Genomic DNA, 26,443 nt, shown 5'->3' on the forward strand with positions numbered 1-26,443 from the left:
ATTCGCCCCCGATCTGACCCGCGCCACGCGGCGCTTTGTTCCTGTCTTGTTCGACTCAGGGCGAAGCCCCGATCCTAGCATCTTACCCGTCCCGGTGGCACCTGTTTTCGGCACGCGAAGAGGGTTTTCCCGTGTCCATATGGGATGGACGACGGAAATCCGCCACTTGCAGCCAAATACTATTTCTTGGGGTGCCCCCGTGGTTGAACCACCACCTATAGTGCCACGTCGGCGCTGTGATGCAAGACGGTAAATGACAGATTAGCGACTCGGTTCGTCGATATTTTGATTCGCTTCGTCGTGCGGAACGAAGGGGTCCGGGGCAAAAGCCCAGCCTTTCCGCGGCCCCGCGCCCGATCGGCGGCTAAGGCACGGATGCAGCCAATTTTTTTCGGGTCGGTGAAGACCCCTGCAGCGCACGTCGCGGCGGCCGCGATTTGCCTACCACATATTGTGGCACAGGAACCTTTTGACGCAAGAGGGGTTAACCAAGCATCGGTGTTCGAGCGGCACCAGCCCATAGAAAAAGGGCCCCGGCGATGCCGAGGCCCTTTTCTAACTCTGGTAGCCGTTAGGCCTGACCGCCGCCGCTTTGCGTGCCGGCGCCGCCCAGAAATTTCCAAAACCAACCCATTTGAAGTCTCCTGTAGGCACTGCCGATCAGAAGGCAGTTAACGCGCCCTTTACCTTAAAAAATAAGGTAAAGCGAGTCTTAACCTTAACAGATAGTGCCAAATTGGCGGTTATGCGGTGCGGCTGTGCGGTGCGACCGAGAGATTTGCCGAAAGTTCGGAAAATAGCTGTGGCTTTCCAAGATGATATCCTTGGCCGACGTCGCAGCCCAGACCTTCGAGGAGGGTCATGGTTTCGCGGTCTTCAATGCCTTCGGCGACGGCGGTGGCGCCCAGACGGTGCGCGAGGTCGATCGTTGATTTGACGACTTCGAAGTTTCGTTGCGAATCGCGCATCGTCATCACGAATCGCTTGTCGATCTTGATCTCGTCGGCCTCGATCTCGGTCAGATATTCGAGGTTCGACTGCCCCGTGCCATAATCGTCGATCGACAGGCGGATGCCGGCGCGGCGGAGCTGGGCGAGCGTCTGGCGCGCCTGGCGGCTGTTTTCGATCTGCGCGGTTTCGGTGATCTCGATCGTCAGCCATTCGGGCGACAGATGATGCGCGGTGAGCATGACGCGAATCGTGCCGACGAGGTCGCTGTGATCGAGCAGGGTCGCCGACAGGTTGACCGACATATGGATATGAAACCCGCGCGCGTGGAGCTGCGCGATCGAACGGATCGCCTGATCCATGACGAAGAGCGTCAGCCGGTAGATGTCCTGGCTCTTTTCGGCCTGGACGATGAACTCGTCGGGGGGGATGGGTCCGCGCGTCGGATGCGTCCAGCGTGCGAGCGCCTCGACCCCGACCAGCTTGCTCGTTGCGATTTCATATTGCGGCTGGAAGGCGACCCAGATGTCGCCGCCGGTGAGCGCATCCTCGAGCTGCGAGTGGAAGCTCAATTGCCAGCCGGCGTCTTCCTTCTGGCGCGGCGAATATTTGGTCCACAGCGCGCGGCTGCGCACCGACTTTTCGGCGGCGACGAGCGCGGCGGCGAGGCGCTGGGCGTTCGAACCTTCGAATTCGTCGTTGACCCCGAAGGCGATCGCGACGTCGACGCGCAGTTCGCCGATCGTCAGCGGCGCGTTGAACAGCGCGGCGAGGCCGGCGAGGTGCCCCTCGATCTGGCTGTGCTGATAATAGGGGACGAGCCAGGCGAAGGTGCCGTCGAGGTCATGGTGGAGCTGCGTACCGTGACAGGCGAGGGTGAGGCGCCGTGCGACCTGATCGACGAGCTGCTGGCTGCCCTCGCCGGGAAGGAAGGCGGCGAGATCTTCGAAATTGACGAGCTTCGCGGCGATGATCGTCGCGCTGCCGAACGGCTGCCGGGTCCGCAAAGCTTCGAAATTGGGCAGGCCCGATACCGGATTTTCGCGCTGCGCCGAAAAGTGGCGGCGCTTGCGCGAGACATTGGCGCTGACGGTGGCGACGAAGAAGAGCGCCGCGCCGATCGATGTCGTGACGAGCATCGTCGACAGGATGATCTGGCCGATGATGAGCACGGCGACCGAAGCGAGCGCGACATAAACGAACCAGCGCTGAAGGATCGGCAGCAGCGCGATGGTCAGGCCGAGCACGACAAGGAGAAGCGCAGGCCACCAGCCGATGTCGACCGGATGGCCGTTCTTGAGCGTTTCGCCGCCGATCACGTGAATATAGGCGCCCGGCACCTGATTATGCCCGGGAAGATAATGCACGTCCTGAAAGCTGAGGGCCGTGGGCGCGAAAATGACGTCCTTGCCGGCGAGTTGCTTCGCGCCGACCGCGCCCGACAGGAGCTCGCTGGCGCTATATTGCTTGATGCTGGCGGTATCGTAGGAGAAATCGAGCCGGAACAGTTCGGCGCGATTGCTGGGCTTGTCGGCAAGCAGGGACGCGAAGCTGGGCAACAGCTGTCCGTCGGCGACATAGGCAAGAGGCAGGTGCCAGACCTGCCAGAATTCATTGTCCCACGCGATGCTGGCGCGCTTTGCCGCGGTGCCGAAAGCCGGGTTCGGGAAGATCGAGCGGTTGCGATCGGTTCCCGGCACCCCCTTCGTCGCGACCGCGAGAACCGCGCGATCACCCATCTTGCGGATCGCGCTGGTCAGCTGCGGAAAGTCACGGTCGTTTTCACGCCGGTCGAAAAAGAAATCGAGGAACATGCGCTTGGCGCCGGCCCTGTCGATCGCCTCGACCACCCGGGCATATTGGGTCATCGAAAAGCTGGCGTTCGGGGACAGGGCCAAGGAGCGGTCGTCGAGGGCGACGACGACGATGTCGCCCGATACCGGGCGGTTGACGACATTGGCCGCAGCGGCGCCGAGGATGCGGTCGACCGGAATTCCGATGCCGGAGAAACCGACGGCAAGGCTGAGCAACAGCGAAAGCGCAAGCGTGCGCCAGCTGACGATCATCTTGTTGCCGAGCTTGAACACGCACGTCTCCAGCGATTACCGGACGTGCCTAGGCCGCGATGGTTATCATCGCGTTAATTATGAACGAAATCTTGCGGTGCGGCGGGGGGCGACGGGAAACAGGAGCGGCCGTTTTCGGCTGTTAGCGGACGCACAGTCTTTAGCCCCTCCCCTTTAGGGGAGGGGCTTGATTAAACAAACGACAGCTCACCACCCCAAAACCGCCATCGGCCCGGCCCTGAGCCCGCCAAGCTCAGCCGAGCGCAGGTAGCGGTGCGAGCGCCGCGTCGCCGGCGAGCGCCGAGGCGGCGAGACCGGTCGCCGCGGGCACGATCTGTTGCAGGTAGAAGCGCGTCGAGGCGATTTTCGCCTCGAGGAAGGCGCGGTCGCCATGGCCTTCGTCGAGCGCGGTCTTTGCGGCCTGGTGCTGGAGCGCCATCAGCCAGCCGCAGGTCGCGGTGGCGAGCATGGTCAGATAGGGATAGCTGCCGGCGAGCCGGTCGCCGGTGCCCGCGTTCGCCATCCAGTCGGTGACCGCGCGGCAGGCGTCGACCAATCCCTGAAGCTCGGGGAAGTCGGCGGCGCCCTGCGCGATGTCGTCGATCAGGCCGCGGACGAGATCGCCGCCCGCCATGCCGAGCTTGCGCCCGACGAGATCGGCCGCCTGGATGCCGTTGGTGCCTTCGTAGATCGGCGCGATGCGCGCATCGCGATAATGCTGCGCGGCGCCGGTTTCCTCAATGAAGCCCATGCCGCCGTGGACCTGGACGCCGAGACTGGCGACCTCGCAGCCGATGTCGGTCGCATGCGCCTTGACCAGCGGGATGAGGATTTCGGCGCGCATCGCGGCCGCCTCGTCGCCGAGCTTGCCGAAGTCGATCTGCGCCGCGGCATAATAGGTCAGGGCGCGGGCGGCTTCGGTCTGCGCGCGCATGCGCCAGAGCATGCGCCTGACGTCGGGGTGATGGTCGATCGTCACCGGGGTGCGGTCGGGCGAACCCGCGAGCGAGGACTGGACGCGCTCGGCGGCATAGCGCTGCGCCTGCTGCGTCGCGCGCTCGGCGATCTGGACGCCCTGGCAGCCGACCATCAGCCGCGCGTTGTTCATCATCACGAACATCGCGCGCATGCCGCCCATTTCGCCGCCGACGATCTCCCCGAGGCAATCCTCGCCCTCGCCATAGACCATCACTGCGGTCGGGGAGCCGTGGATCCCGAGCTTATGCTCGATCGACGCGCAATGGACGCCGTTCGAAACCGTCGGATTGCCCGCGCCGTCGAGGCGGTATTTGGGGACGAGGAAGAGCGAGATGCCGCGCGTTCCCTCGGGTGCGCCGGGGGTGCGCGCGAGGACGAGGTGGACGATATTGTCGGTGAGGTCGTGCTCGCCGAAGGTGATGAAGATTTTCTGCCCCTTGATCCTGTAGAGGCCGGCATTCGGACCCTCGGTCACTTTCTCGGCGGTCGAGCGGAGCGCGCCGACGTCGCTGCCGGCGCTCGGCTCGGTCAGGTTCATCGTGCCGTTCCATTCGCCGTTGACCAGCTTCGGCAGCCAGGTCTGGCGCTGCTCCTCGGTGCCATAAGCCATCAGCGCGTGAATCGCGCCTGCGGTCAGGATCGGGCAAAGCGTGAAGCCCATATTTGCCGTCCCGAGCGCCTCGATCACCGCCGTCGCGAGGGTGAAGGGAAGGTCCTGCCCGCCATATTCGCCGGGACCGTCGAGGCTGCCCCAGCCCGCTTCGACGAACTGCCGATACGCTTCCTTGAAGCCCGGGGGCATGGTGACCTTGCCATCCTGCCATTTGGGGTTGTGCGTATCGCCGACGCGGTTCAGCGGCGCGTAGACCTCGGCCGCGAAGTCGCCGATGCCAGTGACGATCGCCTCGACCATGTCGGGGGTCGCGGCGGCGAATTTGTCGTGGGCCGCCATCGCGTCGACGCGCGCGATATGATCGAGGACGAACAGCTGCTCGGTGGTCGGAGGCGTGTAGGTCATGGGCTGGACACTTTGCTGGTGAATATCGTTGCGCGGGCGCTATAGCGCGGCATGGCCGACGGTCAAATGCACATGACAACCGATATCCGTCCCTTTGGGGCGGAGGCAATGGCGCGCGCCGGGGGGCTGATCGGGGAGGGTCAGCCGGTCGCGGTGCCGACCGAGACGGTGTACGGCCTCGCCGCCGATGCGCGGAACCCCGATGCGGTCGCGCGCATCTATGCCGCGAAGGGGCGGCCCGACTTCAATCCGCTGATCGTCCATGTACCCGACCTGGCGGCGGCCGAGCGGCTGGGGACATTCGGGCCGGTCGAACGCGCGCTGGCGGCGCGTTTCTGGCCCGGGCCGCTGACTTTGGTGGTGCCGCGCACCGTGGATTGCCCGGTGGCGAGCATCGCGACGGCGGGGCTCGATACGATTGCGATCCGGGTGCCGGGGCACCGCGCGATGCAGGCGTTGCTGGCCGAGACCGGCGCGCCGCTTGCCGCGCCGAGCGCCAATGCGAGCGGGCGGGTGAGCCCGACGGCGGCGGCGCATGTGCTTGCGAGCCTGGGCGGGCGGATCGCGCTGGTGATCGACGACGGGCCGACGACCGCCGGGGTCGAATCGACGATCGCGCGGGTGAGGGACGGCGCGGTCGAAGTGCTGCGGCCGGGGCCGGTGACCGCCGATATGCTGGGCGCGGCGGGCGGGCTGCCGGTGACCGGGGTCGAAGGATCCGAGGTCGTCGCGCCGGGGATGCTCGCGAGCCATTATGCGCCGGGCAAGCCGGTGCGGCTGGGGGCGATGGCGTTCGAAGATGACGAGTATGGGATCGGCTTTGGCGCGGTCGCGGGCGATTATGATCTGAGCCCGGCGGGTGACCTGACCGAGGCGGCGGCGCGGCTGTTCGATGCGTTGCATGCGGGCGCGGCGAGCGCGAAGGCGAAGATTGCGGTGGCGGCGATTCCTCTGGAGGGGCTGGGCGCGGCGATCAATGACCGGCTGAGCCGGGCGGCGGTTTAGCACCCTCCCTTCCGCAGGCGGGAGGAGGGTTAGGACGCTGCCGGTTCGATCGGGTCGCCGTGCGGTGCCTTGCGCGCGACGATCAGGCAGGCGGCGACGATCAGCACCGCCCCCGCGAGCGTCGGCAAGGTCACCGCTTCGTCATAGAAGAACCAGCCGAACAGCATCGCCCACAGGAAGCCGGTATATTCGGTCGTCGCGAGGATCTGGGTCTCGGCGCGGGCATAGGCCCAGCTCAAGAGCAGCAGCGAGGTGGTGGCGAGAACCGCGGCGCCGACGATGTGCGGCGCGTGGCCGGCACCGGGGACGGCGAGGAACCATGGCGCGCCGAGGGCGAGGATCGCGGCGACGAAGAAATTCTGGAAGAAGGCGATCTCCATCGGCTCGGCCATCTTCGCCTGCCGCCGCGCGAGGATGAGGTTATAGGCGTAGAAGATCGCCGACAGAAACACCGCGCCGACCGCCCACAGCGCTTCATCGCTATAATCGCCGCCGAGTTTCCCGGCGACGATCACGAGTATCCCGCCGAGACCGAGGAGCGACGCGGCGATCGAGCGCGGCCCGATCTTTTCGCCGAGGAAGATCGCTGCCATGTAGAGCGCCATCAGCGGCGCGACGAAGGCGAGCGCGATCGCTTCCGCCATCGGCAGCCGCGCGAGCGCCCAGAAAAAGCTGAGCGCCATTCCCGCGACGAACAAAGATCGCCAGGCGTGAATTTGCATCGTCGCCTTGCTTGGCCATTTGGGGCGGCTCGCGAAATAGAGCGCGCCGGCGATGAGGGTGCCGGTGCCGGTGCGCCAGAGTACGGCATTATAGGCGCCGAGTTCGATCGACAGCCCCTTCATCAGCACGTCCATCGCCGAAAAGGTCGCGATGCCGGCGCATGCGATCAGGAAGGGGATGACGGGAGAGGGCGAATCGGGGCGCATGGGTGTGGCTGTAGCGGGCTGCGGAGGTGTTCGTCGCGGTCGATCTTTTTCCCGTTGAGGAATGAGGGGTTTCGGCTGTTAGCTGCCGCTCTCCCTTTTTGTCACCCCGGTCTTGATCCGGGGTCCCGCTTGAAGTCGAAAACTGCCTGTGCCCTCACAAAAGCGGGATCCCGGGTCAAGCCCGGGATGACGAAGCTGTAGAAAGCAACGGCACCTCCCCGCCCCAAAACCGCCAATAGAAGCGCGAGCTTTCCGGCTTAGTCGATCCCGTCGGTCCGGCGGATGAAGTCGGCGGCGTCGGTGCGCATTTCGGCGAGCAGCGCGGGGTTCACATAGACCATGTGGCCGGCGGCATAATATTTATAGGCGATGTTCGCCTGCAGATCCTTCGGCACGGGCAGGTGCCGCAGTTCGTAGCGGCCGGCGAAATAGGGGGTCGAGACGTCGAAATAGCCGCCGGTGACGAGCAATTTCATCTTCGGATTCTGCTTCATCGCGACGGCGAGGTCGGGGAGCAGGTTGGGGAGCGCGATCAGCGCGCGGTCGGCGCCGGGCGGGCGGTGCGTATAGTCCCAGCTTTCGTAGACATCGAGCCCGCCTTCATAATGCCGGCCGGCACCATAGCCGAGCGTCCCGCGGACATAGTCGTTGAAGGCGGCGGTATAGGCCGCGCCGATCGCGGTGCCCTGCGGATCGTTCGAGGCGACCTTGCTCAGGGGATCGAGCGTCGCGCCGGTGAAGCGCGTGTCGAGCGTGCCCGTCGTCAGACCCTTGTCGGCGAGCAGTTCCTTTTGCAGTGCGCCATATTCGATGCGGAGATTGGTCTTGATCAGATAATCGGTGGGGAGGCCGGTGTAGGCATGGAGCCGTGCCGCGACCGCCTGCCGTTCGGCGTCGGTGAGGTCGTTGCCCTTCATCAATGCGAGCGCATAGTCGGTGGTCGCGAAGCTTTCCGCCTCGGCGAGCCAGGAGGCGAGATCGCGGCCCGCGCCGGCGCGCTTGTGGTACCAGGCGGTCGCAGCGTAAGTGGGCAGCGCCACGACATAAGGCAGGTCGACCCCCGGATTGACCTGCGGATCATCGGGGATGAGGTCCCAGTTCAGGATGTCGGAGAGCAGGATCACGCCATTGAGGTCGATGTCCTGTTTCTGCAGCGCGAGCGTCATCCCCGCCGCGCGCATCGTCCCATAGCTTTCACCGTAGAGATATTTGGGCGATTTCCAGCGGCCATATTTCGACAGGAAATCGCGGACGAAGACGGTGAAGGCGTGGATGTCCTGATCGACGCCGAACCACGCATCCTCCTTGTCCTTGCCCGCGACGCGGCTGAAGCCGGTGCCGGGCGCGTCGACGAAGACGAGGTCGGAGACGTCGAGCAGGCTCTGGTCGTTGGCGACGGTGCGATAGGGCGCGCCGCCATGCGCGAGGTCGGGGGTCTCGACGCGCACCGGGCCATAGGCGCCCATGTGGAGCCAAAGCGTCGGCGATCCCGGGCCGCCGTTGAACAGGAAGGTGATCGGCCGCGTTTCGGCGGAGGCGCCGTCCTTGAAATAGGCGGTGTAGAACATCGAGGCTTCGGAATCCGGGACATCTTCGGCGGCGTCGCCGTTCGCCTTGTCGCCGCGCTTGCGCTCGATCGGGATGGTGTCGTCCCAGCCCTTCGGATGGATGACGAGCGTCCCGGCAAGGGCGCGATAGGGGATGGCGACGCCGCCGATCGTCACCGAACCCCGGCTTTCGACCTCGGTCGGTTCGAACATCGGGGTCTCGGGCGTGGCTTTTTCGGCAGCGGTGCGGATCTCTTTCGATTGCGCGGTCGCGCAGCCGCCGAGGGCGAGGGCAAGGCCCGCTGCGATAAGGATGTGTTTCATCGGAAGGTCGCCTGTCCTGCTCCGTCGATATTGAGCTTCTGGCCCGAGCAATAGGGGTTCGCGTCGCTGACGAACCATAGCACCGCCGCCGCCACATCGGCGGGAACCGCGACGCGGCCGAAGGGCATTTTGGCGTCGAGATGATGAATGTCGGTGTTGCCGGTAACCGCGCGCGACAGCTTTTCGCCCATGTCGCTGACGGTGAGGGCGGGAGCGACGATGTTGACGCGGACGCCGTGCGGCAGTTCTTCCTTGGCGAGGGTGAGCGCGAAGGCTTCGCCCGCCGCCTTAGCCATCGTATAGGGCGCGCCGTTCGGCGAGTTCACGTAGGTCGCGATGCTGGAAATGACGATGATGTCGCTGCGCGCGTGGCGGCGAAGCTGCGGCAGCGCAAGGCGGCTGAGCCGGTGCGGGCCGGCGGCGTGGACGGCGAAGAGCTTGTCGACCTCTTCGGGGCTGGTGTCGGCGACCGGCTGACCGCGGCTCGCGATGCCGGCATTGTTGATCAGGATCGACACGGGGCCGAAGTCGGCCGCGATGCTCGCGACCATCGCGGCGCAGGCGGCCTCGTCGGTGACCGAGGCCTGATAGGCCTTTGCCTTGCGGCCGAGCGCCTGGATGGCGGCGACGGTTTCGGCGGCGGCTTCTTCGCCGCGGGTATAGTTGACCGCAACGTCGGCGCCGGCTTCGGCGAGGCCGATCGCGATGCCGCGGCCGATGCCGCGCGAGGCGCCGGTGACGAGCGCGATGCGCCCCGCAAGGTTCATATCGGCCATCGTCTCTCCCTATCGCATCAGTTCGTCATAGATGTCGTCGTCGGCGCGGCTCGCGGCGTTGCGCCATTTGGGCGCCGCCTTGCGGTTGAGGACATGGCCGCGGGCGTCGAGGATCGCGATCGTCGGGGTGCCCTTGATCTTGAAGCCGAAGCGTTTGGCGACGTCGGGATTGCGGCCGAGGCCATCGATGTGCGGCATGCCGATGTCGGCGAAGACGATCTCGTAGCGATCGCGCACCGGCGCGAAGCGGTCGGTCGCGATCAGGTTCGCGAACCACGCGCTGTCGTGACAGCCGTTCGTCCCCATGACGAGGAGGACGTGCTTGCCCGATCGGACGGCGGCGGCGAGCGCGGCGTCGATCGCGGGCAACGGGGCGGCGATGAAGGCCTCGGTCCGATAGGGGTCGGCAACCCCGGGGATCGTCCGCGTAGCGGTGTCCGCAGCGCCGACGCAGGGCGTAGCGAGCACGAGCGCGGCGGCAAGAGCGAGGACGGGGTGGGGGATCATTGCGCGACGATAGCAGCGCGAAGGGCCGGGGCAAGGTTTTGCATGACGTTTCCGTCAACGTCAGTTAGCCTCGGCTTCATGAGCTGGAAAAAAGAAGTGGGCGAGCTCGCCGCGCGGCGCGCGATGGCCGAGAAGATGGGCGGCGAAGAAAAGGTCGCGCGCCAGCATGGCCGCGGCAAGATGGACGCGCGGGCGCGGCTTGCGGCGATCGTCGACGAAGGCAGCTTTCGCGAGATCGGCAAGATCGCGGGGCGGGGGACCTATGGTCCCGATGGCGCGCTGGAGGATCTGGCGGCATCGAATTTCATTTTCGGACGCGCGAATATCGACGGGCGTCCGGTGGTCGCCTCGGCCGACGATTTCACCGTGCGCGGCGGCGCGGCGGATGCGGCGCTGCACCGCAAGTTCGTCCAGTGCGAGGCGATGGCGCATGAATATCGCCTGCCGCTGATCCGCATGATCGACGGCACCGGCGGCGGCGGGTCGGTCAAGACGCTGGAGGATATGGGTTATACCTATATCCCGCATGTGCCGGGGTGGCATGAGATCATTGCGAACCTCGACACGGTGCCAGTGGTGGCGCTCGCCTTGGGGCCGACGGCGGGGCTCGGCGCGGCGCGCGTCGTCGCGAGCCATTATAGCGTGATGGTGCGCGGACTGTCGCAGCTGTTTGCGGCGGGCCCGGCGGTCGCTGCGGCGATCGGCGATACGCTGGATCGCGAGGAACTGGGCGGGACCGACGTTCATACGCGCAACGGCGTCGTCGATGACGAGGTGGGATCCGAGGCTGAGGCGTTCGCGGCGGCGCGGCGGTTCCTGTCGTACCTGCCGTCGTCGATCCACGACCGGGCTTTGCGCACCGAATGCAGCGATCCGGTCAATCGGCGCGAAGAGGCCTTGCTGTCGGTGGTGCCGCGCGCGGCAAAGCAGGTCTATTCGATGCGGCGCATCGCGAATGCGGTGTTCGATCAGGGCAGTTTCTTCGAAATGGGCGCGCGCTGGGGGCGGGCGGTGATGACCGCGTTCGCGCGGCTTGATGGTTATCCGGTCGCGGTGCTGGCGAGCGACCCGTCCTATCTCGGCGGATCTTGGGATGCGAAGACGAGCGAGAAGGCCGAGCGTTTTGTGAAGATGGCCGACCAGTTCCGGCTGCCGATCGTTCACCTCGTCGACAACCCCGGCTTCATGATCGGCGGCGAGGCCGAGCGGACGGGGACGATCCGTTACGGGGTGCAGGCGATGAATGCGATCTATCGCGCGACGGTGCCGCTGGCGTCGGTGGTGGTGCGGCGCGCCTACGGGATTGCGGGGAGCGCGATGTCGAACGCCGAGCGCTTCCAGTACCGCTTTGCCTGGCCGTCGGGCGACTGGGGCAGCCTGCCGATCGAGGGCGGAGTCGAGGTTGCGTATAAGAGCGAACTCGAGACGGCCGACGATCCGGCGGCGCATCTGGAAGCAATTCGTGAGCGATTGAACCGCGTCCGCTCGCCGTTCCGGACGGCGGAGAAATATGGGGTCGAGGATATCATCGACCCCCGCGACACGCGGCCGCTCTTGTGCGAGTTTGCCGAACTGGCGTGGCGGGTGCTCTGATCGGAGTTGGCATGCGATATATTATCCTGATCGCGCTCGGAGTTTGCGCCGCGCTGGCGCCGGCCGCATCGCGCGCCGAACCGCAGGGGAGCGGGCCATGCGCCTATGATCGCGAGGCAATGCTGCGGCTCGATCGAAACAGCTTCGACCAGGATGATGAACTGGGATGGCGGAAGCTGGGAAATCGCGCCGAATGCCGGACCGTGGCGGCGGACCTGATCGCCCTGTATATCGAGGCGCATCGGGACGAGCTGGCGCGCGTATGGCAGATCCCATCGTTCAAATGGCATGAAGCGACGACGCGTGCCTTTGCCGGAGATAGGGCGCGAGCGATCGCGTTGATGCATCAGTCGCTCAAGCCCGAGGCCGGACCCAGGGAGTTCGAGGGATGGACCGCCTATGCGCTGCCGTGGAACGACTATGTGAAGGCGACGATCGCTTTTCTGGAGCGCGACGCGGAGGCTCTGGCGAAGGCGCGCGAGCGGCTTGCGGCATCGCCGGTTCCCGATGATTTTTCAAAAACCGATATATCGGCAGCGACCGGAATCGCGGCGAGCTGGCCGCCCAATCTGGGCGTGGTCGACGGATTGATCGCTTGTTTCGACCGGCCTTATCTTGAAGCTTATGGCAGCATTGAATGCCGCGAAGCGGGCAAGCGGCGGTAGTCAGCTCTCCAGAGCAGGCCGGAACCGCCGGCTGCCGCGTAGCGTTTCGCCGCTTTCCATTTCGACGTCGAAGTCACCGCTCTTGTGGTTGATGACGCGGCGTACCGCGTCGCGGCGGGCGAGGCGGCCGCGGTGGATGCGGACGAAACCGGCGCCCGCCAGTTCCTCCTCGATCGCGGTCAGGGTCGCGCGGTGGAGCAGGCGCTGGCCGCGCCATGCGATCTCGACATAATTGCCCGCCGCCGCGACATGTTCGATTTCGGCGACGGGGATATGGTGGGTGACCGGTCCGTCGCCGACCGCGAGGGTCCGGAGCCCCGGGGCCGGGGCGGGCGGCGCGGCGTAGCGCGCGACGAGCCACTGGACGAGGAAGAGGATGAAGACGAGTTCGGCGTAGGTCGAGACGTCCTTGCGGAATTCATAGAGGATGGGGTCTCCCTCGGGCGAGGCGAAATGATAGCTGCCGCCGGTGAGCCACCACGCCGCGGTGCGCAGCGCGACCATGATGGCGATGTGGCCGAGCGCGACCGGGATGACGAGCAGCGCATGGATCAGCGCGGCCGTGGCCAGGCCGAAACGCGGCGGCCGGATCGCGCGCACTGTGAACCAGCAGGGAATGACCATCACCACCCAGGCGACGAGCGCGGTGCCTTCGAGCATCCATGCGGTCGAGGCCGCGACCTCGATTCCGGCGCCGTGACGGTCGGCGATGTAGGAATAGACGTTCGCGGTGATGCGGACGATGCCGAAGAGCAGCATCGCGGCGAGGAGCAGCGCGGTGAGCGCCCGCGCGCTCAAACCGCTCGTCCCGGCTGCGCCGCCGTTTGTCCCCGCCTTGCCCTTGTCCGTCACATCGGCTCCGCCATCCGTCCCGGCGCGATCGCCCGCCGGCCGCCTTTCCGATTAGCGGCTGCGGCGGGCCCCGGCAAAGGAGATTCGCGGCGATGGACCGGACACGGCATTATGGCATGGACTGGCTGCGGATCGGTGCGTTCGCGCTGCTGATCCTCTATCATATCGGCATGTTCTTCGTGCCGTGGGACTGGCATGTGAAGATCTTGGCGCCGATCGGCCGGGTCGAGATCCCGATGATGGCGACGAACAGCTGGCGATTGCCTTTGCTGTTCCTCGTCTCGGGTTATGCGAGCGCGGCGCTGTTTGCGAAGCTGGGCAGTGCGGGCGCTTTCCTGCGCTCGCGCAGCGCGCGGCTGCTGATTCCGCTGGCCTTCGGGATGGTGGTGATCATTCCGGTGCAGCCGTGGATCGAGCTGGTGACGCAGCATGGCTATACGGCAAGCTTCGCGCATTTCTGGGGCGATGATTATTTCCGCTTCGGGACGCTGGACGGGATCGTGCTGCCGACGTGGCAGCATCTGTGGTTCGTCGTTTACCTGTTCGCCTATACGCTGCTTGCCGCGCTGTTGCTGGCGATCGTCCCGGCGCGGGCGCGCGGGCGGGTCGCCGACGCGGCGGCGCGGCTGCTCGGCGGGTGGGGGATGCTGGTGACGCCCTTCGCATTGTGGATTGCCATTCTGTTTTTCTTTCCCGGGCACCGCGATACGCATGCGCTGGTCGATGACGGGCCGGCGCATCTTCATTTCCTGGTCGCCTTTGCTGCCGGCTGGCTGCTGCGCGTGCGTCCGCAGCTGTTCGATGCGGTGTCGCGCTGCTGGCCGGCGGCGGCGGTGCTCGCACTCGCCGCCTATGCCTGGATCGTCTGGGCGATGGGGGCAGCGCCCGGCGAGGGCGCGCCGCCTGCGGGCGTCGTCACGCCGTTCATGGCCGTGCGGCTGGTGCAGGGCTGGGCGTCGATCGTCGCGCTGGTCGGGATCGCCGACCGTTACGGAAATCGGGACCACCCGCGGCGCGCCATGTTCGCCGAGGCGGTGTTTCCCTTTTACATCATCCATCAGACGATCATCGTCGTTGTCGGCTGGCTTTTACTGCGGGCCGGAACCGGCGCTTTGCCGTCGTTTCTTGTCCTGCTCGTCGCGACGACGCTCGGGTGCTGGCTTTTCTATGCGATCGGGCGCAGCATCGGCTGGCTGCGGCCGCTGATCGGATTGCAGCGCAAACAAGGAGAGCGATCATGGGTGCGTTGAAGGCCGTGATGGCGATCGTCGGGGTGGCGGCGATCCTGATGGGCGGGCTGTGGATGCTGCAGGGGCTGGATATCTTGCGCTGGCCGGCGAGCAGCTTCATGCTCGGCGACACGACATGGACGCGCAACGGGGCGATCCTGGCGATCGCCGGCGCGGTGCTGGTGTGGCTGGGGCGCAAACGGCCCGTGTGAGCTAACGACTACAAATGTAGTTGATCTGTGTTGATGATATGATACACCTCTTTCCGACGAGGATTGGATGGAGATGAGGATGATTCGCCCTTCGCGCCTTTTGCGCCTTTTGCCGGGCCTGCTGATCGTTGCGGGCGTGGCGGCTCTGCCGCTGGTCGCCGCGCCGCCGGTCCTCGCCGCCGATGCGGTGAGCGCCGATGCCATCGCCGAAAAATATGCCGCGCTGCTTGAGCGCGACTATGTCTATCCCGAAACCGGCAAGCGCTATGCCGCCGCGATCCGTGCCGCCATCGCCGCGGGGCGCTATGCGCCGCTGGATGGCGAAGCGCTGGGCGAGGCGATCGACGCCGATGTGAATGCGGTGGCGCCCGACGGGCATTTGCGGGTTCGCGCTCCCGAAGGCGCCGCGGCTGCGGAGGGCGCCGACGCGCCGACGCGCCGGCCGCGCGTCCCGATCGAGCAGGCGGAATGGATCGCGCCGGGGATCGCCTTCATTCGTTTCAACATCTTCCCCGACGATCCGGCGGTCACCGCCGCGGCGGCGAAATTCATGGCCGAGCATGCCGATGCGAAAGCGATCATCTTTGACCTGCGCACCAACGGCGGCGGCGGCATGGCGCAGATGGACGTCATTTTCCCCTGGCTGTTCGCAAAGCCGACGCGGCTGGTGACGATGGCGACGCGCGCCTCGGTCGATGCCGAGGGCGGCTCGCCGATCGACGGCATCGCGTCGATGCGGCTGGTCAAGGGCGATCCGGCCATGGTCGTGCGCGAGCATTGGGCGACGCCGAACGGCGACGCGCGGTTGCGCGATGCGAAAATCTATGTCCTGACGTCGGGCGGGACCGCGTCGGCGGCCGAGCATTTTTCGCTGGCGATGAAGCATAGCGGGCGCGGCACGCTGGTCGGCGCACCGACCGCGGGGGCCAATCATTTCGGGCGCGGCGAGGCGCTGGGCGGGGGGTTCGAAGCCTTCATTCCGGTTGGGCGAACCTATGATCCGGCGACCGGCAAGGATTGGGAAGGTGATGGGGTCGTGCCCGACATCGTCGTGCCGCCGGCCGATGCGCTGGTGCGCGTGCTCACCGACCTCGGCGTCGAGACGGGCGCGGCGAAGCGATTGTCCGATGCGCATATGCCGAGCCGGCCGATGGAGCGGCGCAAGCCCGCGCCCGCCCGTTAGGGTCAGGATTCGTGCAGGTACGCCAGATTGTCGCGGTAGCACGCCTCGATATTATTGCCGTCGGGATCGAGCAGGAAGGCGCCGTAATAGCCGATCGCGCCTTCGCGCGGGCCGGGGGCGCCATGATCGGTGCCGCCCGCGGCGATGCCCGCCGCATGGAAGGCGTCCACCGCCGCTGTCGATGACGCGATGAAGGCGATGTGCATCTGGTTGAGCCCGGCGCGCGACCCTTCGGCCCAGTAGCTGGGGCGGAGCGTTCCGACCCACAGATAGGGGATCGGCTGTTCCTTGCTCTTGCCGAAGACGAAGGCCTGGTCGCCATTGTCGGCGGTGACGAGGCCGAGCGGCTTTCCGACCGCGTCGTAGAAGGCGCGTGCACGGGTGAGGTCGCTGACGACGATGCCGGTGTGATCGAACATGGTCGTCGAAACGCGGCGCGGATGCCTGTTGTTCCGGCCGGTTCAGGAAACCACGGGCCGGAGCGGGGTCAGCGCACCGCGCCGCCCGCCAGCGCGGCGAGGGCATCGCCGTCGACGCGCATCACCGTCCATTCGTCCATCAGCTTCGCGCCGAGGCTCCGGTAGAAACCGATCGACGGCGTGTTCCAGTCGAGCACCGACCATTCGAGGCGGGCGCAATCGCGGTCAACGCAGAGTCCTGCAAGATATGCGAGCAACGCCTTGCCGAGCCCCGAACCGCGCGCTTCGGGGCGGACGAACAGATCCTCGAGATAGATGCCGGGCTTCCCCTCGAAGGTCGAGAAATTGTGGAAGAAGAGCGCGAAGCCCTGCGGCGCGCCGTCGATCTCGCCGATCACCACTTCGGCATAGGGGCGCGGGCCGAACAGCCGCTCGCCGAGTTTCGCCTCGTCGAAGCGGACTTCGTGTGCGAGCTTTTCATAGTCCGCGAGGTCGCGAATGAACTGGGCGATCAGCGGCAGGTCGGCGGATGTGGCGGGGCGGATCGAAAGGGTCACGCGAATATCCTGTGAAGAGGGACGTTGCGGCCGCTTTAACGACGCGCGGCGGTTCCGGCCATGCCTTGTCTGCGATAATCGAGATGCGTGCGGCCCCAGGCGCGGATCGCGTGCATCACCGGCAGCACCGAGACACCGTGCGGCGAGATTTCATATTCGACGTGCGACGGCGCGAGCGAATGGACCGCGCGCACGATCAGCCGCTCCTCCTCCAGCCCGCGCAAAGTTTCGGTCAGCACCTTGTGCGACACATCGGGGATCAGCCGCCTGAGCTCGTTGAAGCGGCGCGTGCCGCTGGCGAGATAATAGAGGCAGATCAGGCTCCATTTGCCGCCGATCGCATGGATCGCGGCGGTCATCGGGCAATCGGTCATCGGCGTCGGCATATTCGCTTCGGGACCCAAAGGATTTGACGTCGCCATGACCTGCTCCCGGTTACCAGAAAGTGCGTCCTTGTCGCGCCGCCCGGCAGCGGACAGGATGACGCGATGATAGTCGAGATGCGGACCTACCAGACGAAGCCGGGAATGCGGACCCGCTTTATCGAGATTTTCGAGGCGAAGACGCGTCCCGAGCATGACCGGCTGGGCATGCCGATCGCGGGGCCGTTCCTGAGCGTCGAGGATCCCGATATCTTCTTTTTCATGCGCGGCTTTCCCGACATCGACAGCCGCGAGACGATGAAAGCCCGTTTTTACGAGGGCCGGCTGTGGAAAGAGGAATTGGAGGCGGTGCTGATGCCGATGCTCGAACGCTATGACGTGGTGGTTGTCGACGATCCCGACGGGCGGATCGCATGGTGATCTCGTCCTTGCTGGGACTGGCACTGTGGAGCGCGGGCGCAAATGCTCCCGCGACGGTTGAGGTTCCCGCTGCACCGCCGGCCGAAGCCGTGCGCGACGAGCAGCGCGATTTCGATTTCGAGATCGGCAGCTGGATGACCGAGGTGCGCGTGCTGCGCAATCCGCTGTCGGGCAAGCCGCCGGTCTGGGCGGAGTATCGCGGGACGAGTATCGTCAAGGCGCTGATGGACGGCCGGGCGAACATGGTCGAGCTGTCGGTCGCGGGACCCGCGGGCAAGATCGAAGGGGTGTCGCTGCGGCTTTACGACCCGGCGCGGCACATGTGGAGCCTGAACTTTGCCAGCCTGCGCGACGGCGCGTTGACGCCGCCGGTGCACGGCGGCTTTGGTGCGTACGGGCGCGGCACCTTTTACGGAAAGGACCGGCTCGGCGATCGCCCGATCGAGGTCCGGTTCGAGATCACGCAGGTTTCAGCCGATGAAGCGCGGTTCGAGCAGGCTTTTTCCGCCGACGACGGCGTGACATGGGAAGTGAACTGGGTTGCGATCGACCGGCGCATGAAGCCGGTCGCCGCCTTGCCCGCCGATCTCGCCGAGGCGGTGGCGGCGCACAACCGCGCGACGGTGGCGAAGGATATCGCGGCGCTGGGGGCGCTGGTGACCGATGATTATCTGCTCGTGAACTCCGACGCGACGACGCAGGATAAGCGGTCTTATCTCGCCGACTTCGAAAAGCCCGATTTCCGTATCGAGCCCTTCGCGATCGAACAGCCGGTCGCCCGCGTCGATGGCGACACGGCGATGACCGGCGGGGTGATGACGCTGCGCTGGACACTGAACGGCCGGCACGAGAGCCGACGGCTGCGCGTGGCGCATATGTGGGTCAGGCAGGGCGGAAGCTGGCGGATTGCCTATACGCAGCTGACCCGGGTTCCGGTTTAGGACGGATCGACATTCAGTTCTGGCGGCCTGCAAATGGCACTTTCCCGAGCTTCCGGTGCTCACCTACTGAAGTACGCTGCGCTCCGGGTCTCGGAAAACCACCATTTTCGGCTCGCCATCTCCTGAATGTCGATCCGTCCTAGGGTACAGACCATGGGGCCTGACCCTGGCGCGGGCGGCGTGCATAGACGATCGCGAGCGCGATGATGACGAGAGCGGGCTGGCCGATCACCGCGGGGGCGTCGGCCCAGAAGGTCGCCGGGCCGCAGATGCCCGCGGCGACTTCGTAGATGTGGAGGAGGCCGTGGAAGGTCAGCCACAGCCCGCCGACGACCGCCGCGCGCCAGTGCCGGGCCGGATTGGCGGCAGCGTAGGACAGGATCAGCCCCGATCCAAGATAGGCGAGGCCGATGTCGCGGATGAAATGCGCGTTGGGCGGGCCGGTGGTGACGACGGTGGGCACGAAGACATACCAGTCGAGCGGCTTGACCAGCATGAAGGCGCCGTTGGCGATCGTCGTGACTGCGGCGATGAGCAGCAGGAGCTGGGCGAGGCGGTCGAGGGTGTTGGGCTTGGCGGGCATGGCGGGCCGTCTCCTTCGGGGTAAAGCGAGGCTAGCGCCTCCTGACAGCAATGTAAAAAGGCGATTCCATTCGCGTGTGTGAAGGGCCGCTCCCTACCCCGAAACCGTCGTCACCTGATCCCGATAACCGCCATTCTCAGAAGCGCCCTGCCACCCGCTCGGCGAAGTCGGGCGCCACCCCGGCGCCGTTGAACACTTCGTGCGCGAGACCTGCGCCCAGCGGCAGGTCGGCCTGTTCGCGATACAGTTTCTTGTATGCGAAGACGCTGTGCCGCGATTGCGCCGCGATCGCCTCGGCGAAGCGCCGCGCCGCCGCGTCGAGATCGGCGTCAGCGACGCAGTGATTGGCCAGTCCGATCCGTGCCGCCTCGCGCCCGCTCACCGGCAGACCGGTGAAGCTGATTTCGCGTGCTTTCCATTCGCCGACGCGGCGCGGCAGCCGCTGGCTCATCCCCCAGATCGGGACCAGCCCGAACTGGCCGTGCGTGTCGGCGAAATGGGCATTTTCCGCCGCGACGATGATGTCGCCGGCGAGCGCGAGTTCAAGCCCGCCGGTAAAGCAGCCGCCCTGTACCGCGACGATCAGGGGTTGCGGCAGGTCGGCGAGCTTGGTGACGATCGACCCCTGATAATGGCGGCGCGGTGCTTCGATCCCGCGTTCTTTCAGATCGTTGCCCGCACAGAAGGACGGGCCGTTGGCGCGCAGCACCACCGCGCCGATCGTCTCGCCGGCTGCGGCAATCGCGTCGGCATGCGTGTCGAGTTCGCCCCACAGCGCGAGGTTGAGCGCGTTGCGCTTGCCGGGCCGGTTGAGCGTCAGCGTCGCGATGCCGCCCTTGTCCTCGCGCAAAACCAACTCGCCCATGCCTCTTCCTTTCGCTTATGATCGACCGGGCAAAGCATGATTGACCGGGCATGCCAAGCGGCATTGCCCTTTGGCATCTATTGACATAAGCAATGCCATAACAATTGGGGGAGGGGTGATGGCAGTACGCATGGCGACCATCCTGGTGCCGGGTCGCGGTGGCCGGTTCCGGCGTACTGCCATCATGTCCTTTGTCGCGATGATGGCGGCGGCGCCCGCGCAGGCGCAGCCGGTTTCGGCCCTTTCGCGCCACCCCAATGTCGTGATCCTGCTAGCCGATGATTGGGGTTTCAGCGACGTCGGCGCGTTCGGGGCCGAGTTCGCGACCCCGAACATCGATGCGCTCGCCAAGGCGGGGATGCGCTTTGCCAACTTCCATGTCGCGGGATCCTGCTCGCCGACGCGCGCGATGCTGCAGACGGGGGTGATGAACCACCGGGGTGGGCTGGGCAATATGCCCGAGACGATCCCCGACGAACATCGCGGCAAGCCGGGTTACGACACGGTGATGAACCACCGCGTCGTGACGATCGCGCAGCTTCTGCGAGCCGCGGGCTATCGCACCTATCTCACCGGCAAATGGCACCTCGGCAGCGATCCGACCCGGCTGCCGACGGCGCGCGGTTATGACCGCGCGTTCAGCCTTGCCGACGCTGGCGCCGATAATTTCGAACAGCGCCCGATCGAGGGCATGTACGACAAGGCGAACTGGACCGAGAACGGCCGGCCCGCGACCTTGCCGAAGGATTATTATTCGTCGCGCTTCGTGGTGCAGCGGATGATCGACTATATCGAGGCGGACCGTGCCGGCGGCAAACCCTTCCTCGCCTCGGTCAACTTCCTTGCCAACCATATTCCGGTGCAGGCGCCCGACAGCGACATCGCGCGCTATTCGGCGATGTATCAGGGTGGCTGGACGGCGCTGCGCGAAGCGCGGGCGAAACGCGCCGCGGCGCTCGGCATCATGCCGGCGGGGGTGCCGATGGTGACGATGCCGACGACGCCGGACTGGAAAAAGCTCGATGGCGATGAACGCGGCGCCGCCGTCCGCGTGATGCAGGCCTATGGCGGCATGGCGACCGCTATGGACCGCGAGGTCGGACGGCTGGTCGCGCATCTGAAAGCGACCGGCGATTATGACAACACGATCTTCGTCTTCCTGTCCGACAATGGCGCCGAGCCGACCAACCCGTTCAGCAGCCGCCGCAACCGCCTGTTCCTGGGGATGCAATATGACCTCTCGACCGCCAATATCGGCCGCCGTGGCAGCTTTGCCGCGATCGGCCCCGGCTGGGCGAGCGCGGCGTCGTCGCCCTTGTCGGGATATAAGTTCAGCGCCGCCGAGGGCGGGCTGCGCGTCCCGCTGATCATCGCCTGGCCGGGCAGCGCGAAAATCCGCGCCGGGGCGATCAGCGACGGGCTGGCGCATGTCACCGACATCCTGCCGACCCTTACCGAACTCGCCGGCGTGCCGGGACATGGCGGGAGCTGGCAGGGCAAGGCGGTCGAATCGGTCACCGGACGCAGCCTCGTCCCCATGCTGGAAGGGGCCGCCGGAAGTGTCCACGGCGACGCGCCGCTCGGTTACGAGCTGTCGGGCAATGCGGCGCTATTTCGCGGCGATTACAAGCTGGTGCGCAATCTTGCGCCGACAGGCGACGGCAAATGGCGGCTCTACGACCTCAAGACCGATCCCGGCGAGACGCGCGACCTGTCGGCCGCGATGCCCGATCGTTTCGCGGCGATGCAGGCCGATTATGCGACCTATGCGAAAGCCAATGGCGTGCTCGACATGCCGCCGGGCTATACCGCCGACGAACAGATCAACCGCTATGCCTTCGCACAGCAGGGCAAGCCGCGGCTCATCCGCTTCGGCTTGTGGCTGGGCGCGATCGCCCTGGCGCTGTCAGCCCTTGTCTGGGGCTGGCGCCGCCGGCGCCGGGCGCGCCGTATCGATCAGGCGAAATCCGATATGGTCGGTGCCTAGGCCGCGTTCCTGAAACTGGCGCGCGGCGGGGCGATAGCGCGCGCAATAATTGGCGGCGCACAGGAAACTGCCGCCCTTGATGACGTTGGTTTCGGTGCCCGCCGTGCTGGTCGTCCATTCCCAGACATTGCCGATCAGGTCGTGGACGCCATGATCGTCGGCGGGGAAGCAGGCGACCGGGGCGCGGCTGGTGAAGCCGTCGGTGCCCATGTCGCGGACGGGGAAGCTGCCCTGATAATAGTTGGCGCGCGGCTTGCCGTCCTTGCCGACGGGGACGTTGCGGTCGGCGCCGCCGGTCGCGGCGGCGAGTTCCCACTGCTCCTCGCTCGGCAGCGCCTTGCCCTTCCATTTGGCAAAGGCGAGCGCGTCGTCATATCCGATCTGCACCACCGGGTCGCGGCCGCGTCCATCGACATTCGTCGCGGGTCCGGCAGGATGCCGCCATTCGGCGCCGACGACCCAGCGCCACCAATTGGGGTTGCCGTCGGTCGGTGCGGCGAACACCGCCGATCCCGGCACCAGCATCTCGGGCGGCGCCCCCGGCAACTTGGGTGGCTCCTGTTCGGCGAGCGTCTTGTACCCGGTCGCCTTGACGAATTCGGCGAACTCGGCGTTGGTCACTTCATGCGTGGCGATCCAGAAGCCCGCGACCTTGACCTCGCGCGCCGGGCCTTCCTCGGGCAGCCGTGCCGCGGCGCCCATCGCGAAGGTCGCGCCGGGAATCCACGCATAATCCGCCTTCGGCATCGCCGGGCATGCGGGCGGCGCGGCTCCCGTGACTTGCTCCTTCGGCCCGGAATCGCAGGCGGCGAGCGCGCCGAGCGCAACGAGCGACAGCAGCGCAAGCCCGCGTCGCATCAGGCTTTTCCGCCTTTCATCGTGCTCAGCAGCGCAGCGACCATATGCCCCACCACCGTCGCCGCTTCCTCGGCGGGCAGGCCCTGGTCGTGCCGCAGCGCGCGCCAGTTCTGGAAGGACAGGGTTGCACACAGCGCCTCGACGCCGATCCGGTCGGTCAGCACGTCGCCGGGAAGCAGGCGGAGGATCAGTTCGCGTTCGAGCATCACGACCTTGCTGTACTGGCCCATCAGGAAGGGCGACTGATAGCGTTTGATATTGGCGGCAAGACGAAAGGGCAGCGTCGTTTCGAACACGCGGACCCGCCGCCGGACGAGTTCGTCGATATTCGCGCGCCAGTGCTGGTCGGCATAGGGCGCCGACACGATGGGCATCACCCGCTCGGTAATCGTGGCGGTGATCTCGGCATAGAGTGAGTCCATGTCGTCGAAGTGGCGGAACACCGTGCGCAGCCCGATGCCCGCTTCCTCGGCGACGCGCGCCGCGCTTGGCGCCAGATCGCCGCCGACGATCAGCTCCATCATCGCCTCGACGATGCGCCGGTGGCTCGACCGGCTGCGTTCGCGCCGGCCATCGACCCGCTCTGGCTGGGCCTTCGCCGCGCCCGATTTCTTCACCCCCGTCATCATATGTCCCCGCTGGCCCAGCTTTGCGCCGGGGTCAATGGCCTCGCGCCGAGCGATCTTGCGCGCCGATCCATATAATGACACATATAGTGTCATAAGTTTCCGGGCAATGATGACGTGGGCAGGGGGAATCGGCGATGCGGAAGAGGTCGGCGGCGCTCGGCCTTCTCGTGCTGGCGGGCGCGGGCGGTTATTGGGCCTTTGAAGCGAATAAGCTGCGCCTGCCCGGGATCATGCAGGACTGGCGCGATCCGGTGCAGCCGAACCGCCCGGTCGTCTGGCAACAGGGACCGGCCGCCACGCCCGCGGGCCCGCGGCGGCCGAATGTCATCCTGATCGTCGCCGACGACCTTGGCTATAACGACATCAGCCTGAACGGCGGCGGGCTGGCGGGCGGCATCGTCAAGACGCCGAATATCGACGCAATCGCGCGCGAGGGGCTGAATTTTACCACCGCTTATGCCGCCAATGCGACCTGCTCGCCGTCGCGTGCGGCGATGATGACCGGGCGTTACCCGACGCGCTTCGGCTTCGAATATACCGCGGTGCCGGTCGAATTTGCCGAGAATTTGTCGCACGGCGGCGCGCTCGGGCCGCTGAGGCCGGTGTTCCACCGCGAACTGATCACCCCCGATATCCCCGATTATCCCGACATGGGCGTCCCCGCGAGCGAGGTGACGATCGCCGAGGCGGTGAAGGCGGCGGGCTATCGCACGCTTCACGTCGGCAAATGGCATCTGGGCGAAGCGCCCGCGCTCCAGCCGCAGCGCCAGGGCTTCGACGAAAGCCTCGCGGTGCTCGGCGGCGCCGCGATGTTCCTGCCCGAGGATGATCCCGATACGGTCAATGCCAAGCTGCCCTGGGATCCCATCGACCGCTTCATCTGGGCGAACCTGCGCCACGCGGTGACCTTCAACGGCAGCAAGCGCTTCCACCCCAAGGGGCATATGACCGACTATTTCGCCGATGAAGCGATCAAGGCGATCGCGGCCAACCGGAACCGGCCCTTCTTCCTCTACCTCGCCTTCAACGCGCCGCACACGCCGCTGCAGGCGACGAAGGAGGATTATGCGAAGCTGCCGCAGATCAAGGATCATAAGACCCGCGTCTATGGCGCGATGATCGCGCAGCTCGACCGGCGGATCGGCGATGTGATGGCGAAGCTGAAGGAACTCGGCATCGACGACGAAACGCTCGTCATCTTCACCAGCGACAACGGCGGTGCCTGGTACAACGGCATGCCCGGGCTGAATGCGCCGTTCCGCGGCTGGAAGGCGACCTTCTTCGAAGGCGGCATCCGCACCCCCTTCTTCCTGCGCTGGCCGGGCCATATCGCGCCGGGAACGCAGCGCGGCGATGTGACCGGGCATATCGACCTGTTCGCGACGATCGCGAACGTCGCGGGCGCGGCGGTTCCGGCGGACCGGCAGATCGACAGCGAGAATATCCTGGCCGGACCCGCCAAACGACAGGCGATGTACTGGCGTTCGGGCGACTATCGCGCCGTGCGCATGGGCGACTGGAAGCTGCAGGTGACGAAGCGTCCGGAAAAGGCGCGCCTGTACAATCTCGCCGCCGATCCGACCGAGCGGCACGACCTCGCGGCGAGCGATCCGCAGCGCGTGGCAGTGCTGCGCGCGATGATCGAGGCGCAGAACAGGGGGATGGCAAAGCCGATCTGGCCGGGGCTGATCGAAGGTCCGATCCGCATCGACGTACCGCTCGATACGCCGTGGCAGGACGGGCAGGATTATATCTACTGGACCAATTGATCGTTAAGCGGCGGCGCGCTCGCCCGCCGGCGGTTCGTAACGCTTGACGCCGATGCCGTTCCGCTTCGCCGAATAGAGCGCTTCGTCGGCAAGACTGATCAATTGTTCGAGATCGCGCGTGCTGTCGTCGGCGACGACATAGCCGACGCAAGTGGAGATATGCAGCGTGTGTTCGCCGATCCGGTACGGCCGGCCGATTGCGGCGACGATCCGCTGCGCGAATAGCCGTGCCTCGTCGGGATGTGCGATATCGCGCTGAACGATCGCGAATTCGTCGCCGCCGAGCCGCGCCGCGATGTCGCTTTCGCGGATCGCACCCTCCAACCGCTTGGCCACCGCGGCGAGCAGGGCGTCGCCGGTCGGATGGCCGAAGCGGTCATTCACCGGCTTGAAGCCGTTGAGGTCGAGGCAATGGAGCGCAACGAGCCGCGCCCCGTCGGTGGCAGATTCGGCTTCGTCATAGCTTTCGCGCAGCGCCAGCCGGTTGGGAAGCGCGGTCAGATTGTCCTGCCGTGCCAGCGAAGCGAAGGTCAGCCGCCGCCCGATATCGACCAGCGCGCGGGCGTGGCGCTTGCGCAGGCTGAAGACGCCGCCGACCAGGAAGGCGCAGGTCATGACCGCGGTCGCGGCGTAGAGCGGTTTGATCGAGGCGACGATTGCAACCAACGGGGGCGCGACCGCGATGACCATGCTCGGGATCGCGATGCGCGGGCGAAGGCCGATGCCAGCGGCGACGCCCGCGGCATAGCCGATGAGGAGCGCAAGCATCAGCAGATGCGCGCCCGCACCATGGCTCGGCAACCAGAAAACCCGCGTCCCGAACAGTCCAAGCGCAAGGGCAAAAGCATGATAGGTGACGGCAAAGCGGCGTTCGAGGCGGCGCGCAGCGGCGATTTTCAACCGTGGATCCACCGCTTCCTTGCCGTCGCGCCAGACGACGAAAAGCCGCAGGATCGAGGCGACGAGCCCGGGCAGCAGCAACGCTTCCAATATCGGATCGCCGGTGCGCCACACGATCATCATGCCGGACAGCACGAAACCCACCGACATGATCACCGACGGCAGAAAACCGTCATAAAGACTGCGGATCAGCTCGATCTCGATCGCGTCGGCGGCGTGTTTCGTTTCGTGCTGCATGGCGCTTCGCTTGTTATGCCCTGACCAGACGCGGGGTGCCGTGGGGATCGTGGAAGATCCGCG

25 protein-coding genes are annotated in these 26,443 nt (G+C 66.1%); 10 read left to right on the forward strand and 15 right to left on the reverse strand.

Translation table 11 applies throughout. The features are described 5' to 3' along the window. Positions 1-743: 743 nt before the first annotated feature. Together FHR22_RS00730 and FHR22_RS00735 are read right to left on the reverse strand one after the other, a co-directional pair. Positions 744-3,035: an EAL domain-containing protein gene (locus FHR22_RS00730; RefSeq protein ID WP_341786522.1), complete on the reverse strand. Its 2,292-nt coding sequence runs from the start codon at positions 3,033-3,035 to the stop codon at positions 744-746. 232 nt (positions 3,036-3,267) lie between these two features. Further along, positions 3,268-5,010 (reverse strand): acyl-CoA dehydrogenase family protein, encoded by a 1,743-nt coding sequence (locus FHR22_RS00735; protein ID WP_166937923.1) that lies wholly within the window; start codon positions 5,008-5,010, stop codon positions 3,268-3,270. A gap of 66 nt (positions 5,011-5,076) precedes the next feature. Between FHR22_RS00735 and FHR22_RS00740 the strand changes: the two genes are divergently transcribed. Beyond that, positions 5,077-6,015: an L-threonylcarbamoyladenylate synthase gene (locus FHR22_RS00740; RefSeq protein WP_425057401.1), complete on the forward strand. Its 939-nt coding sequence runs from the start codon at positions 5,077-5,079 to the stop codon at positions 6,013-6,015. 29 nt (positions 6,016-6,044) lie between these two features. On the opposite strand, the gene FHR22_RS00745 is transcribed toward FHR22_RS00740, so the two are convergent. The 4 genes from FHR22_RS00745 to FHR22_RS00760 form a co-directional block, all read right to left on the reverse strand. Then, positions 6,045-6,944, reverse strand: a complete 900-nt coding sequence (locus FHR22_RS00745) for a DMT family transporter (protein ID WP_166937927.1) — start codon at positions 6,942-6,944, stop codon at positions 6,045-6,047. 257 nt (positions 6,945-7,201) lie between these two features. After that, positions 7,202-8,815 carry a S10 family peptidase gene (locus FHR22_RS00750; RefSeq protein ID WP_243853401.1) on the reverse strand — a complete coding sequence of 538 codons (1,614 nt, stop codon included), beginning with the start codon at positions 8,813-8,815 and terminating at the stop codon, positions 7,202-7,204. Beyond that, positions 8,812-9,591 (reverse strand): SDR family NAD(P)-dependent oxidoreductase, encoded by a 780-nt coding sequence (locus tag FHR22_RS00755; protein WP_166937931.1) that lies wholly within the window; start codon positions 9,589-9,591, stop codon positions 8,812-8,814. Before FHR22_RS00755 ends, FHR22_RS00750 begins: the two co-directional genes overlap by 4 nt. Positions 9,592-9,600: 9 nt before the next feature. Continuing rightward, entirely contained in the window at positions 9,601-10,098 is a 498-nt protein-coding gene (locus FHR22_RS00760; protein ID WP_166937933.1) for a thioredoxin family protein, read from the reverse strand. 78 nt (positions 10,099-10,176) lie between these two features. Here FHR22_RS00760 and FHR22_RS00765 point away from each other — a divergent pair, with 78 nt between their 5' ends. Beyond that, positions 10,177-11,691, forward strand: a complete 1,515-nt coding sequence (locus FHR22_RS00765) for an acyl-CoA carboxylase subunit beta (protein WP_166937935.1) — start codon at positions 10,177-10,179, stop codon at positions 11,689-11,691. A gap of 11 nt (positions 11,692-11,702) precedes the next feature. Next, positions 11,703-12,356 (forward strand): hypothetical protein, encoded by a 654-nt coding sequence (locus FHR22_RS00770; protein WP_208417430.1) that lies wholly within the window; start codon positions 11,703-11,705, stop codon positions 12,354-12,356. Here FHR22_RS00770 and FHR22_RS22595 read toward each other — a convergent pair whose 3' ends face one another. Continuing rightward, the gene (locus tag FHR22_RS22595) at positions 12,357-13,208 is read right to left on the reverse strand and encodes a LytTR family transcriptional regulator DNA-binding domain-containing protein (RefSeq protein WP_166937937.1); all 852 of its coding nucleotides are present in this window, start codon (positions 13,206-13,208) and stop codon (positions 12,357-12,359) included. 92 nt (positions 13,209-13,300) lie between these two features. On the opposite strand from FHR22_RS22595, the gene FHR22_RS00780 reads away from it, so the two are divergent. From FHR22_RS00780 to FHR22_RS00790, 3 genes are all read left to right on the forward strand, one after another. Beyond that, entirely contained in the window at positions 13,301-14,458 is a 1,158-nt protein-coding gene (locus FHR22_RS00780) for an acyltransferase family protein (protein WP_166937939.1), read from the forward strand. Beyond that, the gene (locus FHR22_RS00785; RefSeq protein ID WP_166937941.1) at positions 14,446-14,649 is read left to right on the forward strand and encodes a hypothetical protein; all 204 of its coding nucleotides are present in this window, start codon (positions 14,446-14,448) and stop codon (positions 14,647-14,649) included. Before FHR22_RS00780 ends, FHR22_RS00785 begins: the two co-directional genes overlap by 13 nt. Before the next feature lie 79 nt (positions 14,650-14,728). Beyond that, a complete protein-coding gene (locus FHR22_RS00790) occupies positions 14,729-15,832 on the forward strand; it encodes a S41 family peptidase (protein WP_166937943.1) in 1,104 nt (367 codons plus the stop codon). A 2-nt stretch (positions 15,833-15,834) separates the two neighbouring features. On the opposite strand, the gene FHR22_RS00795 is transcribed toward FHR22_RS00790, so the two are convergent. From FHR22_RS00795 to FHR22_RS00805, 3 genes are all read right to left on the reverse strand, one after another. Further along, entirely contained in the window at positions 15,835-16,251 is a 417-nt protein-coding gene (locus FHR22_RS00795) for a VOC family protein (protein ID WP_166937945.1), read from the reverse strand. Positions 16,252-16,319: 68 nt separating this feature from the next. Then, positions 16,320-16,808, reverse strand: coding sequence for a GNAT family N-acetyltransferase (locus FHR22_RS00800; protein WP_166937948.1), 489 nt, complete (start codon positions 16,806-16,808; stop codon positions 16,320-16,322). A 35-nt stretch (positions 16,809-16,843) separates the two neighbouring features. Next, the gene (locus FHR22_RS00805; protein WP_208417431.1) at positions 16,844-17,230 is read right to left on the reverse strand and encodes a winged helix-turn-helix transcriptional regulator; all 387 of its coding nucleotides are present in this window, start codon (positions 17,228-17,230) and stop codon (positions 16,844-16,846) included. A 66-nt stretch (positions 17,231-17,296) separates the two neighbouring features. On the opposite strand from FHR22_RS00805, the gene FHR22_RS00810 reads away from it, so the two are divergent. Together FHR22_RS00810 and FHR22_RS00815 are read left to right on the forward strand one after the other, a co-directional pair. After that, positions 17,297-17,611 (forward strand): NIPSNAP family protein, encoded by a 315-nt coding sequence (locus FHR22_RS00810; RefSeq protein WP_166937951.1) that lies wholly within the window; start codon positions 17,297-17,299, stop codon positions 17,609-17,611. Beyond that, positions 17,605-18,552, forward strand: a complete 948-nt coding sequence (locus FHR22_RS00815) for a nuclear transport factor 2 family protein (protein ID WP_166937954.1) — start codon at positions 17,605-17,607, stop codon at positions 18,550-18,552. Before FHR22_RS00810 ends, FHR22_RS00815 begins: the two co-directional genes overlap by 7 nt. Before the next feature lie 139 nt (positions 18,553-18,691). On the opposite strand, the gene FHR22_RS00820 is transcribed toward FHR22_RS00815, so the two are convergent. Further along, positions 18,692-19,135 (reverse strand): hypothetical protein, encoded by a 444-nt coding sequence (locus FHR22_RS00820; RefSeq protein WP_208417432.1) that lies wholly within the window; start codon positions 19,133-19,135, stop codon positions 18,692-18,694. Between the two features lie 136 nt (positions 19,136-19,271). Beyond that, a complete protein-coding gene (locus FHR22_RS00825) occupies positions 19,272-20,000 on the reverse strand; it encodes an enoyl-CoA hydratase/isomerase family protein (protein ID WP_166937956.1) in 729 nt (242 codons plus the stop codon). A 118-nt stretch (positions 20,001-20,118) separates the two neighbouring features. Here FHR22_RS00825 and FHR22_RS00830 point away from each other — a divergent pair, with 118 nt between their 5' ends. Further along, positions 20,119-21,987 carry an arylsulfatase gene (locus FHR22_RS00830; RefSeq protein WP_243853402.1) on the forward strand — a complete coding sequence of 623 codons (1,869 nt, stop codon included), beginning with the start codon at positions 20,119-20,121 and terminating at the stop codon, positions 21,985-21,987. Here FHR22_RS00830 and FHR22_RS00835 read toward each other — a convergent pair. Beyond that, entirely contained in the window at positions 21,907-22,845 is a 939-nt protein-coding gene (locus tag FHR22_RS00835) for a formylglycine-generating enzyme family protein (protein ID WP_166937959.1), read from the reverse strand. The genes FHR22_RS00830 and FHR22_RS00835 overlap by 81 nt on opposite strands. Further along, positions 22,845-23,471 (reverse strand): TetR/AcrR family transcriptional regulator, encoded by a 627-nt coding sequence (locus tag FHR22_RS00840; RefSeq protein ID WP_243853403.1) that lies wholly within the window; start codon positions 23,469-23,471, stop codon positions 22,845-22,847. The genes FHR22_RS00835 and FHR22_RS00840 overlap by 1 nt, the downstream gene beginning before the upstream one ends. 137 nt (positions 23,472-23,608) lie before the next feature. Between FHR22_RS00840 and FHR22_RS00845 the strand changes: the two genes are divergently transcribed. After that, positions 23,609-25,243 (forward strand): sulfatase-like hydrolase/transferase, encoded by a 1,635-nt coding sequence (locus FHR22_RS00845; protein ID WP_166937964.1) that lies wholly within the window; start codon positions 23,609-23,611, stop codon positions 25,241-25,243. A 3-nt stretch (positions 25,244-25,246) separates the two neighbouring features. Here FHR22_RS00845 and FHR22_RS00850 read toward each other — a convergent pair whose 3' ends face one another. Continuing rightward, the gene (locus FHR22_RS00850) at positions 25,247-26,380 is read right to left on the reverse strand and encodes a GGDEF domain-containing protein (RefSeq protein ID WP_166937972.1); all 1,134 of its coding nucleotides are present in this window, start codon (positions 26,378-26,380) and stop codon (positions 25,247-25,249) included. Between the last annotated feature and the right edge of the window lie 63 nt (positions 26,381-26,443).

This window comes from Sphingopyxis panaciterrae (assembly GCF_011762125.1).
In the GTDB taxonomy this organism is placed as follows: Bacteria; Pseudomonadota; Alphaproteobacteria; order Sphingomonadales; family Sphingomonadaceae; genus Sphingopyxis; species Sphingopyxis panaciterrae.

Excerpts from the sequence above, each read along its gene's own strand:
- FHR22_RS00735 (WP_166937923.1), bottom strand. The coding sequence starts at position 5,010 with ATGACCTACACGCCTCCGACCACCGAGCAGCTGTTCGTCCTCGATCAT.
- FHR22_RS00740 (WP_425057401.1), top strand. The coding sequence starts at position 5,077 with ATGCACATGACAACCGATATCCGTCCCTTTGGGGCGGAGGCAATGGCG.
- FHR22_RS00745 (WP_166937927.1), bottom strand. The coding sequence starts at position 6,944 with ATGCGCCCCGATTCGCCCTCTCCCGTCATCCCCTTCCTGATCGCATGC.
- FHR22_RS00750 (WP_243853401.1), bottom strand. The coding sequence starts at position 8,815 with ATGAAACACATCCTTATCGCAGCGGGCCTTGCCCTCGCCCTCGGCGGC.
- FHR22_RS00755 (WP_166937931.1), bottom strand. The coding sequence starts at position 9,591 with ATGGCCGATATGAACCTTGCGGGGCGCATCGCGCTCGTCACCGGCGCC.
- FHR22_RS00760 (WP_166937933.1), bottom strand. The coding sequence starts at position 10,098 with ATGATCCCCCACCCCGTCCTCGCTCTTGCCGCCGCGCTCGTGCTCGCT.
- FHR22_RS00765 (WP_166937935.1), top strand. The coding sequence starts at position 10,177 with ATGAGCTGGAAAAAAGAAGTGGGCGAGCTCGCCGCGCGGCGCGCGATG.
- FHR22_RS00770 (WP_208417430.1), top strand. The coding sequence starts at position 11,703 with ATGCGATATATTATCCTGATCGCGCTCGGAGTTTGCGCCGCGCTGGCG.
- FHR22_RS00780 (WP_166937939.1), top strand. The coding sequence starts at position 13,301 with ATGGACCGGACACGGCATTATGGCATGGACTGGCTGCGGATCGGTGCG.
- FHR22_RS00785 (WP_166937941.1), top strand. The coding sequence starts at position 14,446 with ATGGGTGCGTTGAAGGCCGTGATGGCGATCGTCGGGGTGGCGGCGATC.
- FHR22_RS00790 (WP_166937943.1), top strand. The coding sequence starts at position 14,729 with ATGATTCGCCCTTCGCGCCTTTTGCGCCTTTTGCCGGGCCTGCTGATC.
- FHR22_RS00795 (WP_166937945.1), bottom strand. The coding sequence starts at position 16,251 with ATGTTCGATCACACCGGCATCGTCGTCAGCGACCTCACCCGTGCACGC.
- FHR22_RS00805 (WP_208417431.1), bottom strand. The coding sequence starts at position 17,230 with ATGGCGACGTCAAATCCTTTGGGTCCCGAAGCGAATATGCCGACGCCG.
- FHR22_RS00810 (WP_166937951.1), top strand. The coding sequence starts at position 17,297 with ATGATAGTCGAGATGCGGACCTACCAGACGAAGCCGGGAATGCGGACC.
- FHR22_RS00815 (WP_166937954.1), top strand. The coding sequence starts at position 17,605 with ATGGTGATCTCGTCCTTGCTGGGACTGGCACTGTGGAGCGCGGGCGCA.
- FHR22_RS00820 (WP_208417432.1), bottom strand. The coding sequence starts at position 19,135 with ATGCCCGCCAAGCCCAACACCCTCGACCGCCTCGCCCAGCTCCTGCTG.
- FHR22_RS00825 (WP_166937956.1), bottom strand. The coding sequence starts at position 20,000 with ATGGGCGAGTTGGTTTTGCGCGAGGACAAGGGCGGCATCGCGACGCTG.
- FHR22_RS00830 (WP_243853402.1), top strand. The coding sequence starts at position 20,119 with ATGGCAGTACGCATGGCGACCATCCTGGTGCCGGGTCGCGGTGGCCGG.
- FHR22_RS00835 (WP_166937959.1), bottom strand. The coding sequence starts at position 22,845 with ATGCGACGCGGGCTTGCGCTGCTGTCGCTCGTTGCGCTCGGCGCGCTC.
- FHR22_RS00840 (WP_243853403.1), bottom strand. The coding sequence starts at position 23,471 with ATGACGGGGGTGAAGAAATCGGGCGCGGCGAAGGCCCAGCCAGAGCGG.
- FHR22_RS00845 (WP_166937964.1), top strand. The coding sequence starts at position 23,609 with ATGCGGAAGAGGTCGGCGGCGCTCGGCCTTCTCGTGCTGGCGGGCGCG.
- FHR22_RS00850 (WP_166937972.1), bottom strand. The coding sequence starts at position 26,380 with ATGCAGCACGAAACGAAACACGCCGCCGACGCGATCGAGATCGAGCTG.